We start from the raw sequence: 15158 nt of genomic DNA on the forward strand, positions 1-15158 counted from the left end.
GATGTGTGGCACTTACAGGTTGATTACAGCACCGAAGGCGTGGCCGGCAGTTTTGGCTGGCGATACAGATCCAGCAGCACCTGGTCCAGTATCGAAGACGCGCCGAACGGCGCCTTGTCGTTGAGGATCGCGACCACCACCCACGTGTTGCCATTGATATCGCGGCTGAAGCCGGCGATGGCGCGCACGGTGTTCAGCGTGCCGGTCTTGACGTGGGCTTCACCCGCCATGGCCGTGCGCTTCAGGCGTTTACGCATAGTGCCATCGGTGCCAGCGATCGGCAGCGAGCTGATGTACTCGGCGGCGTATGGGCTGCGCCAGGCGGCTTGCAGCATCGCCGCCATTTCCCGAGCGCTGACACGTTCGGCACGTGACAGGCCGGAACCGTTCTCCATGACCAGGTGCGGCGCGGTAATACCTTTCTTCGCCAGCCACTGACGCACCACCCGCTGGGCGGCCTTGGCATCGTCACCGTCGGCCTCGTTGCGGTACTTCTGGCCCAGGCTCAAGAACAGCTGTTGAGCCATGGTGTTGTTACTGTATTTATTGATGTCACGAATGATTTCCGCCAGATCCGGCGAGAACGCCCGAGCCAGGACCTTGGCGTCTTTTGGGGTCGCTGCTTGACGATCCTTGCCCTGAATGCTGCCACCCAGCTCTTTCCAGATCGCGCGCACGGCACCGGCGGTGTAGGTGGCGTGGTCGAGCAATGAAAGATATGTCTGAGAGCTGCAACCGTCGCCCAACTGTCCGCCAACGGTCACGGTGACGCTGCCATCAGCCTGGATCACCGGGCTGTAACGCACGTCACCCGCACACTGCTTGGTGTTGACTGCTTTGACCTGATTCTCTATGCGGATGCTGGCAATCGGTGGCTCCACCGAGATCAGCACCCTGCCCGAATCGTTGCGCGCCACAAAACGCAACGCCTTGAGGTTGACCATCAGTGAGTCGGGCTTGACCAGGAACGGTTTGTTCTCATCGTTGCCGTCGTCGTTGAACTCGGGCAATTGCGGCTGGATGAAGAAACTGCGGTCCAGCACCAGGTCGCCGGTGACTTGCGTAACGCCATTGGCCCGCAGATCGCGCATCAGCAGCCAGAGTTTTTCCATGTTCAGTTTTGGGTCACCGCCACCCTTGAGGTAGAGGTTGCCGTTGAGGATCCCGCCGCTCAGCGTGCCGTCGGTGTAGAACTCGGTTTTCCACTGGTGGTTTGGGCCGAGCATTTCCAGGGCCGCGTAAGTGGTGACCAGTTTCATGGTGGAGGCGGGGTTGACCGAAACGTCAGCGTTGAAGATGGTCGGGATGCCGGGGCCGTTGAGTGGAACCATCACCAGGGACAGGGCGTTGTCCTGCAATTTGCTGGCCCTGAGGGCCTTTTCGACATTGGGCGTCAGCGCGGTGTTGATTGACGCAGCGGAGACAGGGAGGGCCAGAGGTAGAAAAAGAGTGGCCAGCAACAATGGACGCAAAGATTTGATCATATGAAGTAGAACCCTACAGTCGAGGGGAAAAAAGATGAGGGCATGGCGATAAAATCCCTCAGTGGTCATGAAAGTGTCGGCATTATGCCCCAAGGTGCCGTTGCTTGTGCCGTGCCCAGGCCCTCTAATCCGCTATTTTTTTACCCGTGGCGGGACGCAGTGCCCAGAGAGACGGGCAATTGGCGCCTTAAACTGCTAAAGTGCCGCCCGTTATTACTTATGAGGATTGTTCCAATGGCGACTAACCGTTCCCAGCGTCTGCGCAAAAAACTGTGCGTCGATGAATTCCAAGAGCTGGGTTTCGAACTGAACCTGGATTTCAAAGAAGATTTGGCCGATGAGGCCATTGATGCTTTCCTCGACGCGTTCCTGAAAGAAGCAATGGAAGCCAACGGTCTGGGTTATGTTGGCGGCGACGACTTCGGTCTGGTTTGCCTGCAGAAGCGTGGCTCGGTTTCCGAAGAGCAGCGCGCTGCTGTTGAAGCCTGGCTCAAAGGCCGCAGCGAACTGACTGAAGCGACCGTCAGCCCGCTGATCGACGTCTGGTACCCGGAAAAGCCGATCAATCCGGTAGCCTGATGTTCTGAACCGGCGACCCGTTCGGGTCGTCGGTTTGCTGTTCTTACGCAGCGTTTCGATTGTTTCCCTTTTATAGAATGCCTTGGGGCTGTATCCCGGGAATATTCGCGCCTGTCAGATCGTCATCGCGAGTTAGCGCTCCTGCGTTCAAACCTTGCGCCAATTGAGGATCAGCGAGGTCAACACCCCGGCCACAATCCCCCAGAACGCTGAACCGATAGAGAACAGCGTCAGTCCTGACGCGGTGACCATAAAGGTGATCAGCGCCGCTTCCCGTTCCTTCACCTCCGTCATGGCAATGCTCAGGCCATTGATGATCGAGCCGAACAGCGCCAGCGCCGCAATGGACAGCACCAGTTCTTTGGGCAACGCGGCAAACAAGGCTGCCAGCGTGGCGCCGAAGACCCCGGCAATCCCGTAGAAAATCCCGCACCAGACCGCTGCCGTGTAGCGCTTGTTGCGATCTTCATGGGCGTGCGGCCCGGTGCAGATGGCTGCGCTGATGGCGGCCAGGTTGATTCCGTGGGAGCCGAACGGTGCCAGCAGTAACGAGGCGATGCCGGTCGTGGTGATCAGTGGTGACGCCGGGACGGTGTAGCCGTCGGCGCGCAACACGGCGATGCCCGGCATGTTTTGTGAGGTCATCGCCACCACGAACAGGGGAATGCCAATACTGATGGTTGCGGCCAGCGAGAAGTGCGGGGTGGTCCAGACCGGCGTCGCCACTTCCAGGTGGAAACCGCTGAAGTCCAGTAAGCCCATGAACCCTGACAGCAGCGTGCCGATCAACAACGCGGCAAGCACCGCATAGCGGGGCGACAGGCGCTTGACCACCAGATAGGTGAAAAACATGCCCAGCACCAGCGCCGTGCGATGCTGCGCTGCGACGAAAATCTCGCTACCGATTTTGAACAGAATCCCCGCCAGTAGGGCCGCCGCCAGCGAGGCCGGAATTTTTTTCATTAGTCTTTCGAAACTGCCGGTCATGCCGCAAATAGTCACCAGCACCGCACAGGTGATGTAGGCGCCGATGGCTTCGCCGTAACTTACCCCGCCCAGGCTGGTGATCAGCAGCGCTGCGCCGGGGGTAGACCAAGCAATGGTAATCGGTGTCCGATAACGCAGGGACAGGCCGATGGAACACACCGCCATGCCAATCGAGATCGCCCAGATCCACGACGAAATCTGCCCGCTGCTCAGCCCCGCCGCTTGTCCAGCCTGGAACATCAGCACCAGGGAGCTGGTGTAGCCGGTCATCATGGCAATGAAACCGGCAACGACAGCTGACGGCGATGTATCAGCCAGAGGGCGGAGTTGCGTGTGCGTGGCGTCGTTCATGACAGCGGGGTTCCTTGTTGTTAAAAGCAATCAGTCACCTGAGAGCCGCATGGCCAATCCACAAATTTCTTTATCAAGCCTAAACTCAAACGTAACGGAGCGTTGCAATACAGCCGAGGCCACAAACAGCCGTACAGTCGTGTTGCCACCATCCATTGTGTACAATCGCTGTGTTTTTTACGCGATACTTGCCAGCGACCCACTGTGCCGTATTACAGTCACCGTCAATTCGCCGCAGTTCTCCCGACTCGAGTGCCCATGAACGAACAGTTGCAACCCCTCAAGAAACAACCGCGAGCAGGCAAAGCTGGCCGCAGCGGCACCCAGGACGATATTGTCTATGCGCATATCTTCGAGGCTATCCTCGAACAGCGCCTGGCGCCCGGCACCAAGTTGAGCGAAGAGGCGCTAGGGGAAATTTTCGGGGTCAGCCGCACCATCATTCGCCGCGCACTCTCGCGTCTGGCCCATGAAGGCGTGGTCTTGCTGCGACCAAACCGTGGCGCCGTCGTTGCCAGCCCGAGCGTCGAAGAAGCTCGTCAGGTGTTCCTGGCGCGACGTCTGGTGGAGCGTGCGATCACTGAGTTGGCGGTGCAACACGCCACTGCCGAGCAGATCGCCGAACTGCGACAGATGGTCAATGACGAGCGCGACAGCTTCTCCCGTGGCGATCGCGGTGCCGGCATTCGGCTCTCTGGCGAATTCCACCTAAAACTGGCCGAAGCGGCGAAAAATGCGCCGCTGATCAGTTTCCAGCGCAGCCTCGTGTCCCAGACTTCGTTGATCATTGCCCAGTACGAAAGCGGCAATCGCTCGCACTGTTCCTATGATGAGCACACCCAATTGATCGATGCGATCGAAGCCCGCAACGGTGAGCTGGCGGTGGATTTGATGATGCACCACATGGATCACATCGACAGCAAGCTCAACCTCGACGAAGAAAGTGCGTCGGATGATTTGCATGCGGTGTTCTCGCATTTGCTGCAAACCAAGAAGCCAGGGCGCTCAACCGCGAAGTTATAAGTCAGGGCGAGTCGCGGCCTATGTGAGTCTGCTCGCGAAAGCGATCTGACTGGCAATAAAAATCCCCCGGGCGGTAAAGCGACGGGGGATTTTTTATGCCTGCGCTACCCTAGCGCTGATGCACCTGGTTGCCTGCTGCATACGTCTGCAAAACAGTCCGGTCATCGCCCAGCGTCATCAATACAAACAACGTCTCGGCAATGTTGTTGGCCTGTTTCAAGCGATAGCTGAGCAGGGGCGTGGCGTTGTAGTCCAGCACCAGGAAATCGGCGTCGGTGCCTGGCAGCAGGGTGCCGATTTTGTCTTCCAGGCGCAGCGCCCGCGCGCCGCCGAGTGTCGCCAGGTACAGCGACTTGAACGGGCTCAGCCGAGCACCTTGCATCTGCATGACTTTGTAGGCTTCGTTGAGCGTTTGCAGCAGCGAAAAACTGGTGCCGCCCCCCACATCCGTCCCCAAGCCAACGTTAAGTTTGTGCTTCTCCGCCATCGGCAGGTTGAACAGGCCGCTGCCCAGGAAGAAGTTCGAGGTCGGGCAGAAGGCGATGGCCGAGCCGGTTTCTGCCAGTCGCGCGCACTCCTCATCGCACAGGTGTACGCCGTGGGCAAACACCGAGCGTTCGCCCAGCAGTTGATAGTGGTCGTAGACGTCCAGATAACCCTTGCGCTCCGGGAACAGCTCTTTGACCCACTCGACCTCCTTAAGGTTTTCGCTGATGTGGGTCTGCAGGTACAGGTCAGGGTATTCACCAAGCAACTGGCCGGCCAGGGTCAGTTGTTCTGGGGTGCTGGTCGGCGCAAAGCGTGGCGTCACCGCGTAGTGCAACCGGCCTTTGCCATGCCAGCGCTCGATCAGCGTCTTGCTTTGTGTGTAGCTCGATTCAGCGGTGTCGGTCAGGTAGTCCGGTGCGTTGCGGTCCATCATCACTTTGCCGGCGATCATCCGCAGGTCCAGTTGTTGGGCCGCTTCGAAAAACGAGTTCACCGATTGCGGATGCACGCTGCCAAACACCAAGGCCGTGGTGGTTCCGTTACGCAGTAATTCCTTGATGAAAATGTCGGCCACTTCGTCGGCATGAGCCTTGTCGGCGAATTGGCTTTCGCACGGGAAGGTATAGGTGTTCAGCCAGTCGAGCAGTTGCTCGCCGTAAGCACCGACCATCCCGGTTTGCGGCAAATGAATGTGGGTGTCGATCAGGCCAGGGGTGATCAGTGCATCCTGATAATGGGTGACCTGGATGTCAGCAGGCAGGCTCGCGAGTAAATCGGCGGCATGGCCGACGGCACTGATCTGGCCGTTCTCGACCACCAGCAGGCCGTCCTCGAAATACTCATACGAAGCTTCAATCCCCACTTCCGCGGGGTCGGCGATGCTGTGCAGGATGGCGGCGCGGTAGGCTTTGCGAGTCAAAGGCATGGTGGCTCTCAGTTTATGGCTTGGCTGCGGCGTGACACAGGCAGCAGTTTGGCAATCGGTTCGGCGCTGGCAGTCTGCTGGCCGAAATTCGCGTTGTAGGTAGCAATGATTTCGCCGGCGATAGAGATCGCGATCTCCACCGGCAACTTGCCTTTGACTTCGTTGATGCCCATCGGGCAACGCATGCGTTGCAGGGCGCTGTTGTCGAAACCACGTTCACGCAGGCGGTGTTCGAACTTGACCCGTTTGGTCTTCGAACCGATCAGGCCGAAGTAGGCGAAGTCGTTGCGCTTGAGGATCGCGGCGGTAAGTTCGAGGTCCAGTTGATGATTGTGAGTCATGACGATGCAGTAGCTGCCTGTCGGCAAGTCGGCAATTTCGTCCACCGGTTCTTCGGTGACGATTTTGCGCACACCGCGGGGGATCAGCGCCGGGAATTCTGTTTCTCGCGAGTCAATCCAGCGCACCCGACAGGGCAGGCTGGCGAGCAGCGGCACCAGCGCGCGGCCGACATGGCCGGCACCGAACACGACGATCTGCGCCTGGACCTGGCCCATCGGCTCGAACAGCAGCACCGTTGCGCCACCACAGCACTGGCCGAGGCTGGCGCCGAGGCTGAAGCGCTCCAGGTGCGTGTCTTGCTTGCCGCTGACAAGCATCTCGCGGGCGATCTGCATGGCCTTGTATTCCAGATGTCCGCCACCGATGGTGTCGAAGGCCTGGGTCGCACTGATGACCATCTTCGAGCCGGCATTGCGTGGCGTCGAGCCCAACTCTTCGATGATGGTCACCAACACACAGGGTTCGCCCTGGGTTTGTAGGTCGGCAAGGGCGCTGATCCAGTTGTACATGGTTCACCTCGACATCTGTGTTGTCGTTCCGTCCGCCAGCGCGAGCAAGCTCCCACACTGGATCGCATTTCCCTGTGGGAGCTTGCTCGCGATTGGCCGCACCGTGGTCTTAAAGCGAAGCCAACTCCGCCGGCTCTGCTTCGACAGCCTTCGCCAGTATCAACTGGCGCATCTGTTCGCACCCCCACAACACCCGCTCCGGTGTGGCTGGGGCGTCGATGTTCGGTTGATGTTTATAGCCTCCCAGGCTTGCCACGGCATCCTTGATGGCGCACCACGCAGCGATGCCAAGCATGAACGGCGGCTCGCCGACGGCTTTGGAGTGAAACACCGTGTCTTCCGGGTTCTTGCGGTTTTCCACCAGTTTTACCCGCAAATCCAACGGCATGTCGGCCACGGCCGGGATCTTGTAGCTCGCAGGGCCGCTGGTCATCAGTTTGCCTTTGGCGTTCCACACCAGTTCTTCCATGGTCAGCCAGCCCATCCCCTGAATGTAGCCGCCCTCGACCTGGCCGATGTCGATGGCCGGGTTCAGCGAAGCACCGACGTCGTGAAGGATGTCGGTGCGCAGCATTTTGTACTCGCCTGTCAGCGTGTCGATGATCACCTCGGCGCAGGCGGCACCGAAGGCAAAGTAGTAGAACGGCCGACCACGAGCCTGGCTGCGGTCGTAAAAGATTTTCGGGGTTTTGTAGAACCCGGTGCTCGACAGTGACACCTGGGCGAAATACGCCTGCTGGATCAGCGCCTCGAAGGTCAAGATGTGGTCGCGCACTCGCACGTGACCGTTGTGGAATTCGACGTCTTCTTCGCTGACCTTGTAATGGCGCGCGGCAAATTCCACCAGGCGTTTCTTGATGATCTCAGCTGCGTTTTGTGCGGCTTTGCCGTTCAGGTCGGCACCGCTGGATGCAGCCGTCGGCGAGGTGTTCGGCACTTTGTCGGTGTTAGTCGCGGTGATCTGCACGCGGTCGATTTCGACCTGGAACACTTCGGCCACCACTTGCGCGACCTTGACGTTCAAACCCTGGCCCATTTCCGTGCCGCCATGGTTCAGGTGAATGCTGCCGTCGGTGTAAATGTGGATCAAGGCGCCGGCCTGATTAAGGAAGCTGGCGGTGAAGGAAATACCGAATTTCACCGGGGTCAGCGCCAGGCCTTTTTTCAGGATCGGGCTGTTGGCGTTGTAGCGACGAATGGCTTCGCGGCGCTCGGCGTACTGGCTACTTTCTTCCAGTTCGGCGGTCATTTCTTCGAGCATGTTGTGCTCGACGGTCTGGTGGTAGTGCGTGACGTTGCGTTCGGTCTTGCCGTAATAGTTAGCCTTGCGCACCGCCAGCGGATCGAGGGCCAAGTGCCGAGCAATCGCGTCCATCACCTCTTCGATGGCCACCATCCCTTGCGGGCCGCCGAAGCCCCGGTAAGCGGTGTTCGACGCCGTGTTGGTCTTGCAGCGATGACCGTTGATGGTTGCATCGCCCAGGTAATAGGCGTTGTCGGCATGGAACATCGCACGGTCGACAATCGACGCCGAAAGGTCCGGCGAGCAGCCGCAGTTACCGGCCAGTTCCAGGGCTATACCGTGCAAGCGACCGGTGCCGTCGAAGCCGACGTCGTACTCAATATAGAAGGGGTGGCGCTTGCCGGTCATCAGCATGTCTTCGACGCGCGGCAGGCGCATCTTGGTCGGCTGGCCGGTCAAGTGTGCGATCACCGCGCACAGGCAAGCGGGGCTTGCAGCCTGGGTTTCCTTACCGCCGAAACCACCGCCCATGCGGCGCATATCGACGACGATTTTGTTCATTGATACGTCCAAAACTTCCGCCACCAGTTTCTGCACTTCGGTGGGGTTTTGCGTGGAGCAGTAAACGATCATGCCGCCGTCTTCAGTCGGCATTACTGAAGAAATCTGAGTTTCGAGGTAGAAGTGTTCCTGGCCGCCAATGTGCAGCGTGCCTTGAATACGATGCTCGGCAGTCGCCAGTGCGCCGGCCGAGTCGCCGCGCTGGTGCGTATGGCTGTCGAGAACAAAGTGGCGTTTGCGCAGGGCTTCGACCACATCCAGCACCGGTTCGAGGTCTTCGTATTCGATGATCGCGGCCATGGCCGCTTTGCGCGCGGTGTCTAGATCTTTCGCGGCGACGGCGAGCACCGGTTGACCGACGAATTGCACATCCTCGATGGCCAGCAGCGGATCACCCGGTAGCAACGGGCCGATGTCTTTCAGGCCCGGAATGTCTTTGTGGGTGATGGCGATGCGCACGCCGTCGAACGCGTAGCAGGGCTGGGTGTCGATGCTGATGATTTTGGCGTGGGCGCGGTCGGAAAGCCGTGCATAAACGTGCAACTGATTCGGGAACTCCAGTCGGTCGTCGATGTACAGCGCTTCACCGGACACGTGCTTGGCGGCGCTGTCGTGTTTGACGCTGCGACCGACGCCGGAGGTCAGGTCTTGTGCAAACAGTGCGGCCAATTCGGCTTGGGTCTTCTCTACAGCGTGATGATTAGACATAAGCGGTCACCCGGGTTTCGATGTGCGGTGTTTGCAGTTCGATGAAGTATTTACGCAACAGGTTCTGCGCGCTGAGCAGGCGGTATTCCTTGCTGGCACGGAAGTCCGAGAGTGGCGTGAAATCTTCGGCCAGGGCGGCGCAGGCGCGTTCCACCGTGGCGTTGCTCCACGTAGCACCGAGCAGCACGGCTTCGCAGGTCTTGGCGCGTTTTGGCGTCGCGGCCATGCCGCCGAACGCCACTCGGGCGTCGGCGATCACGCCATTTTCGATGCGCAGGTTAAACGCCGCGCAGACAGCGGAGATGTCATCGTCCAGACGCTTCGAAACCTTGTACGCGCGGAACAATTGTTCGACGCTGGCACGCGGCACGATGATCTTTTCGATGAACTCGCTTTCCTGGCGTGCGGTGACCCGGTAATCGATGAAGTAGTCTTCGATGGCCAGGGTGCGGCGGGTCTGCCCTTTGCACAGAACGATCTGCGCGCCCAGGGCAATCAGCAAGGGCGGCGAGTCACCGATGGGCGAGGCGTTGCCGATGTTTCCGCCCAGGGTGCCCTGATTGCGGATCTGCAAGGAGGCGAAGCGTTGCAGCAGTTCGCCGAAATCCGGGTACTCGGTTTTTAGCGCATCGTAGCAATCGGAAAGGGCGGTGGCTGCACCGATTTCCAGGCGGTCGTCGAAGCGCTCGATACGCTTCATTTCGGCGACGTTACCGACGTAAATCATCACCGGCAGCGTGCGGTGGAATTGCGTGACCTCCAGCGCCAGATCCGTTCCACCGGCCAGCAGACGCGCCTGTGGATAAGCGTCGTACAGGTCGGCCAGGTCAGCGACGGTCAGCGGCACCAGGCAGCGCTTGTCACCGCTGTTGAGTTCGCCGATGTCGGTCGGGGCGATGGCTTTCAAGCGTGTGATGGTCTCGGCTTCGCGAGCATCGAACTGGTCGGGTTGCTTGCCGCAACAGGATTGCTCAGCGGCTTCAAGGATCGGACGATAGCCGGTGCAACGGCACAGGTTGCCGGCAAGCGCCTCGTGAGCCTTGTGGACATCCGGCTGATCGCTGTTCTTTTGCAGCGCAAACAGCGACATCACAAAGCCCGGTGTACAGAAGCCACATTGCGAGCCGTGGCACTCGACCATGGCTTTTTGCACGCTGTGCAGTTGGCCTTGGTGCTTGAGGTCTTCGACGCTGATCAGTTGTTTGCCATGCAGTGATGATACGAACGTCAGGCAGGAGTTGAGGCTGCGATAGCGAATATGCTCGCGGCCATCGTCATCCGCTTGCAGCTCGCCGACCACTGCGGTGCAGGCGCCACAGTCACCACTGGCGCAGCCTTCTTTAGTGCCGGGTTTGCCCACATGGTCGCGCAGGTAATTGAGCACGGTCAGGTTGGGGTCCAGGGCATGCTCGCTACGGAGTTCCTGGTTAAGTAAAAACTGGATCACGGAAGGCCTCGCAGACTCATTATTGTTGTTAACCGATTGAGCCGAATTTATCAGGTCTGACTTTTCGGTCAATGATTTTCTGACTTAAAGGTCAGGAAATCACGTTTCGTCGATCAACAACAGGTTCCATCAGTATTGACCCTCACGGGATTGCCTGCTTTTTTGCTTAATTCGTGCCAAAAACCGCCGGCAGGGCACTCCGCCATGACGTACCAATTGCGCTACACTGCGCCGCCTGTGCAGATAGATAGAGTTTGAAGGACAACCATGACGTTCAAGGCGCCGGACAGCCTCGCCGAGCAAATCGCTCACCACCTCGCTGAACGTATCATTCGTGGCGAAATGAAGCCCGGAGAGCGTATCCAGGAACAGAAAGTCACGCTGGCCCTGAATGTCAGTCGCGGCTCGGTTCGTGAGGCGTTGCTGATCCTGGAGCGTCGCCACCTGATCGCAATCCTGCCGCGACGCGGTGCGCATGTCACTGAACTCACTGCGCACAAGGTCAAAAGCCTGTGCGCGCTGATGAGCGAGTTGTACATTCTGCTCGGCAATGCAGTCGCCAACGGCTGGCAAGTCCAGGCCGACATGGCGCCGTTCGTGCAGATTCAGCAGCGCTTGGCCGCCAGCTATGAGCGTCAGGATATCCGCACCTTCGTTGACGACAGCTTCAACGTCATGCGTGCGGCGTACCCGTTCGCCGACAACCCGTACTTGCAGGAAACCGTCGAGAATCTTCAACCGGCCATGAGTCGCGCTTACTTCCTTGCCCTTGAACAGCGTAAGGCCGAGATGAGCGAGTTTATTGAGTTGTTCGAACGCCTGCTCGCCGCCGTGCTCGCCCGTGACTTGCCGCAGATACGCGTGGTGCTGACGGCCTATGCCCAGCGCAGTTGCGACCTGGTGGTTTCTGCCCTGACGGTGGCTTAAGCGTGCGGCTCAAGTGCATCAAACTGGCGGGGTTCAAATCCTTCGTCGATCCGACCACGGTCAACTTCCCCAGTAACATGGCGGCGGTGGTCGGGCCCAATGGTTGCGGCAAATCAAACATCATTGATGCCGTGCGCTGGGTGATGGGCGAGAGCTCGGCCAAAAACCTGCGCGGCGAGTCGATGACCGATGTCATCTTCAACGGCTCCACCAGCCGCAAACCGGTGAGTCAGGCGAGCATAGAGCTGGTGTTCGATAACTCCGACTTCACCCTGGTCGGCGAATACGCCGCCTATGCGGAAATTTCCATTCGCCGCAAAGTGACCCGCGATAGCCAGAACACCTACTTCCTCAACGGCACCAAATGTCGCCGTCGAGACATCACCGATATCTTCCTCGGCACCGGCCTGGGACCGCGCAGCTACTCGATTATCGAGCAGGGCATGATCTCCAAACTGATCGAAGCCAAGCCCGAAGACCTGCGCAACTTTATTGAAGAGGCGGCCGGGATCTCGAAGTACAAGGAGCGCCGGCGCGAGACCGAAAACCGCATCCGTCGGACCCATGAAAACCTGGCTCGCCTGACTGACTTGCGTGATGAACTCGAGCGTCAGCTTGAACGCTTGCACCGCCAGGCCCAAGCTGCCGAGAAGTATCAGGAGTACAAGGGCGAAGAGCGTCAGCTCAAGGCGCAACTGTCGGCTCTGCGCTGGCAAGCGTTGAACGAACAGGTGGGTCAGCGCGAAGCGATTATCGGCAATCAGGAAATCACCTTTGAAGCCTTGGTGGCCGAGCAACGCAATGCTGATGCGGCTATCGAGCGCTTGCGCGACGGGCACCATGACCTCTCTGAACGCTTCAATCTGGTGCAGGGGCGCTTTTATTCGGTCGGTGGCGACATCGCCCGGGTCGAGCAAAGCATCCAGCACGGTCAGCAGCGTTTGCGTCAGTTACAGGACGATCTGAAAGAAGCAGAGCGAGCGCGGCTGGAAACCGAGTCGCACTTGGGCCTCGACCGTACCTTGCTGCTGACCCTTGGCGAAGAACTGGACATGCTCACCCCTGAACAGGAGGTCACCAGCGCCGCCGCAGAAGAAGCCGCTGCAGCATTGGAAGAGTCCGAAGCCACCATGCACGGCTGGCAGGAGCAGTGGGATACGTTCAACCTGACTGCCGCCGAGCCGCTGCGTCAATCCGAGGTTCAGCAGTCGCGTATCCAGCAACTGGAAACTAGCATGGAGCGCTTGGCCGAGCGGCAGCGGCGACTAGGTGAAGAGCGCGCGTTGCTCTCGGCAGACCCGGAAGACGCGGCGATCATGGAACTCAGCGAGCAATTGGCCGCGTCTGAGGCAACGCTCGAGGATTTGCAGGCCAGTGAAGAGGCCCAGGTTGAGCGTCTTGAGCAATTGCGTCAGGAATTGCAGTTGGCCTTGCAGAATCAGCAGCAGGCCCAAGGCGATTTGCAGCGCCTCAACGGTCGACTCGCGTCCCTTGAAGCCTTGCAGCAAGCCGCGCTCGATCCGGGCACCGGCACCGCTGAGTGGCTGCGTGAGCAGCATCTGGAAGACCGTCCGCGTCTGGCTGAAGGGCTGAAGGTTGAAGCGGGCTGGGAACTGGCGGTGGAAACCGTGCTGGGCGCTGACCTGCAAGCGGTGCTGGTGGACGACTTTGGCGATTTCGATTTGGCCGGGTTTGCCCAAGGCGATCTGCGCTTGCTCAGCCCCGCCAGCGATGGTTTAAGGGTGCCGGGCAGTTTGCTCGACAAGGTTGAAGCGCTGATTGATCTGTCGCCTTGGCTGGGCAACGTCAAACCGGTCGAGAGTCTTGAGCAAGCCTTGGCATTGCGCGGGCAATTGACGATGGGTGAGAGCCTGATCAGCCGTGATGGTTACTGGGTCGGTCGCCACTTTTTGCGGGTGCGTCGGGCCAGTGAGGCTGAAAGCGGCGTGCTCGCCCGTGGCCAGGAAATCCAGCAGTTAGGCCTCGAGCGTGAAGAGCGCGAAGCCAGCGTCGAAACCCTGGAAAGCCAACTTCAAAATCTGCGGGCGCAGCAGCGTCAACAGGAAAACGGTCGCGAGCATTTGCGCCGTTTGTTGCAAGACGAAGCCCGTCAGCAAGGCGAATTGAAAGCCCAGTTGTCCGCCGGTAAAGCCAAGGCTGAACAACTGACATTGCGCCGCACCCGTCTCGATGAAGAGCTGACTGAACTCGGCGAGCAGCGCGCACTGGAACACGAAAACATCGGCGAGGCACGTCTGCAATTGCAAGACGCTCTCGACAGCATGGCGCTGGATACCGAGCAGCGCGAATTGCTGCTGGCTCAGCGTGACAGCCTTCGTGAGCGCCTTGATCGGGTGCGCCAGGAAGCCCGTCAGCACAAGGATCATGCGCATCAATTGGCGGTACGCCTGGGGTCTCTGAAGGCTCAGCACAACTCGACACGTCAGGCTCTGGAGCGTCTGGAGATGCAGTCCGAACGCCTGACCGAGAAGCGCGAACAGTTGAGTCTTAATCTGGAAGAGGGCGAGGCGCCGCTGGAAGAGCTGCGCCTGAAGCTCGAAGAGTTACTCGACAAACGGATGACCGTCGATGAAGAGCTCAAGACCGCGCAAATCGCCCTCGAAGACGCCGACCGTGAACTGCGTGACGCCGAGAAGCGCCGGACTCAGGCAGAGCAACAATCGCAGTTGATTCGCGGCCAACTCGAACAACAGCGTATGGAATGGCAAGCCCTGACGGTGCGGCGCAAAACCCTGGAGGATCAACTGCTCGAAGACGGCTACGACCTCCACGGTGTGATCACCACACTGGTGGCCGAGGCCAATGAGAAAGACGCCGAGGAAGAACTTGAGCGTATCGCAGCGCGGATTCAACGTCTGGGCGCGATCAACTTGGCGGCCATCGACGAATACCAGCAACAATCCGAGCGTAAACGTTATCTGGATGCGCAGAACGACGACTTGGTGGAAGCCCTGGACACGCTGGAAAACGTTATCCGCAAGATCGACAAGGAAACCCGAAATCGCTTCAAAGATACCTTTGATCAGATCAATAGCGGTTTACAGGCGCTTTTCCCGAAAGTTTTCGGTGGCGGTAGCGCGTATTTGGAACTGACGGGCGAAGATCTACTCGATACAGGGGTAACGATCATGGCGCGGCCGCCAGGAAAGAAGAACAGCACCATCCATTTGCTATCCGGTGGCGAAAAAGCCCTCACTGCTCTGGCCCTGGTATTTGCCATCTTCAAGTTGAACCCGGCGCCGTTCTGCATGCTCGATGAGGTTGACGCGCCATTGGATGACGCTAACGTTGGACGTTACGCACGGCTTGTAAAAGAGATGTCGCAAACGGTGCAGTTCATCTACATCACCCACAACAAAATCGCCATGGAGATGGCTGATCAATTGATGGGGGTGACGATGCACGAACCGGGTTGCTCGCGTCTGGTGGCGGTGGATGTCGAGGAGGCGATGGCGATGGTGGAGGCCTGAGTCGGCGCTTGTAGGTTAAGCATGCAAGCGCTGTAGGCTTTTTTACGGTCTCTTTACTTGCTGGCCAATCGACATATTCGCGCTAGCCATTG

Annotated in this window: 10 protein-coding genes; 4 read left to right on the forward strand and 6 right to left on the reverse strand. The window is 59.0% G+C overall.

Translation table 11 applies throughout. The features are described from left to right. Nucleotides 1-23: 23 nt before the first annotated feature. Entirely contained in the window at nucleotides 24-1484 is a 1461-nt protein-coding gene (gene dacB / locus RHM68_RS09105; RefSeq protein ID WP_322222077.1) for a D-alanyl-D-alanine carboxypeptidase/D-alanyl-D-alanine-endopeptidase, read from the reverse strand. A gap of 234 nt (nucleotides 1485-1718) precedes the next feature. Here dacB and RHM68_RS09110 point away from each other — a divergent pair, with 234 nt between their 5' ends. Further along, nucleotides 1719-2063, forward strand: coding sequence for a YggL family protein (locus RHM68_RS09110; RefSeq protein ID WP_007896965.1), 345 nt, complete (start codon nucleotides 1719-1721; stop codon nucleotides 2061-2063). A 147-nt stretch (nucleotides 2064-2210) separates the two neighbouring features. Here the strand turns inward: RHM68_RS09110 and RHM68_RS09115 are convergent, their stop codons facing one another. Next, on the reverse strand, nucleotides 2211-3401 hold the full coding sequence (locus RHM68_RS09115; RefSeq protein WP_322222079.1) for a benzoate/H(+) symporter BenE family transporter: 1191 nt from the start codon (nucleotides 3399-3401) through the stop codon (nucleotides 2211-2213). 258 nt (nucleotides 3402-3659) lie between these two features. Between RHM68_RS09115 and RHM68_RS09120 the strand changes: the two genes are divergently transcribed. After that, nucleotides 3660-4424, forward strand: coding sequence for a GntR family transcriptional regulator (locus RHM68_RS09120; protein WP_054054029.1), 765 nt, complete (start codon nucleotides 3660-3662; stop codon nucleotides 4422-4424). A gap of 109 nt (nucleotides 4425-4533) precedes the next feature. Here the strand turns inward: RHM68_RS09120 and guaD are convergent, their stop codons facing one another. From guaD to xdhA, 4 genes are all read right to left on the reverse strand, one after another. Then, nucleotides 4534-5838 carry a guanine deaminase gene (gene guaD / locus RHM68_RS09125; protein ID WP_322222082.1) on the reverse strand — a complete coding sequence of 435 codons (1305 nt, stop codon included), beginning with the start codon at nucleotides 5836-5838 and terminating at the stop codon, nucleotides 4534-4536. An 8-nt stretch (nucleotides 5839-5846) separates the two neighbouring features. Beyond that, nucleotides 5847-6689, reverse strand: coding sequence for a xanthine dehydrogenase accessory protein XdhC (xdhC, locus tag RHM68_RS09130; protein ID WP_322222084.1), 843 nt, complete (start codon nucleotides 6687-6689; stop codon nucleotides 5847-5849). Between the two features lie 109 nt (nucleotides 6690-6798). After that, entirely contained in the window at nucleotides 6799-9201 is a 2403-nt protein-coding gene (gene xdhB / locus RHM68_RS09135; protein ID WP_322222086.1) for a xanthine dehydrogenase molybdopterin binding subunit, read from the reverse strand. Beyond that, nucleotides 9194-10648: a xanthine dehydrogenase small subunit gene (xdhA, locus tag RHM68_RS09140; protein ID WP_322222088.1), complete on the reverse strand. Its 1455-nt coding sequence runs from the start codon at nucleotides 10646-10648 to the stop codon at nucleotides 9194-9196. Before xdhA ends, xdhB begins: the two co-directional genes overlap by 8 nt. 267 nt (nucleotides 10649-10915) lie before the next feature. On the opposite strand from xdhA, the gene RHM68_RS09145 reads away from it, so the two are divergent. Both RHM68_RS09145 and smc read left to right on the forward strand, forming a co-directional pair. Then, nucleotides 10916-11575, forward strand: a complete 660-nt coding sequence (locus RHM68_RS09145; RefSeq protein WP_322222090.1) for a GntR family transcriptional regulator — start codon at nucleotides 10916-10918, stop codon at nucleotides 11573-11575. A 2-nt stretch (nucleotides 11576-11577) separates the two neighbouring features. Beyond that, nucleotides 11578-15066: a chromosome segregation protein SMC gene (gene smc, locus RHM68_RS09150; RefSeq protein WP_322222092.1), complete on the forward strand. Its 3489-nt coding sequence runs from the start codon at nucleotides 11578-11580 to the stop codon at nucleotides 15064-15066. The last annotated feature ends 92 nt before the right edge of the window (nucleotides 15067-15158 follow it).

Origin of the sequence: Pseudomonas sp. DC1.2 (assembly GCF_034351645.1) — a bacterium.
In the GTDB taxonomy this organism is placed as follows: Bacteria; Pseudomonadota; Gammaproteobacteria; order Pseudomonadales; family Pseudomonadaceae; genus Aquipseudomonas.

Coding starts and splice junctions, on each gene's coding strand:
- RHM68_RS09110 (WP_007896965.1), top strand. CDS start 1,719: ATGGCGACTAACCGTTCCCAGCGTCTGCGCAAAAAACTGTGCGTCGAT.
- dacB (WP_322222077.1), bottom strand. CDS start 1,484: ATGATCAAATCTTTGCGTCCATTGTTGCTGGCCACTCTTTTTCTACCT.
- guaD (WP_322222082.1), bottom strand. CDS start 5,838: ATGCCTTTGACTCGCAAAGCCTACCGCGCCGCCATCCTGCACAGCATC.
- RHM68_RS09120 (WP_054054029.1), top strand. CDS start 3,660: ATGAACGAACAGTTGCAACCCCTCAAGAAACAACCGCGAGCAGGCAAA.
- xdhC (WP_322222084.1), bottom strand. CDS start 6,689: ATGTACAACTGGATCAGCGCCCTTGCCGACCTACAAACCCAGGGCGAA.
- xdhB (WP_322222086.1), bottom strand. CDS start 9,201: ATGTCTAATCATCACGCTGTAGAGAAGACCCAAGCCGAATTGGCCGCA.
- RHM68_RS09115 (WP_322222079.1), bottom strand. CDS start 3,401: ATGAACGACGCCACGCACACGCAACTCCGCCCTCTGGCTGATACATCG.
- RHM68_RS09145 (WP_322222090.1), top strand. CDS start 10,916: ATGACGTTCAAGGCGCCGGACAGCCTCGCCGAGCAAATCGCTCACCAC.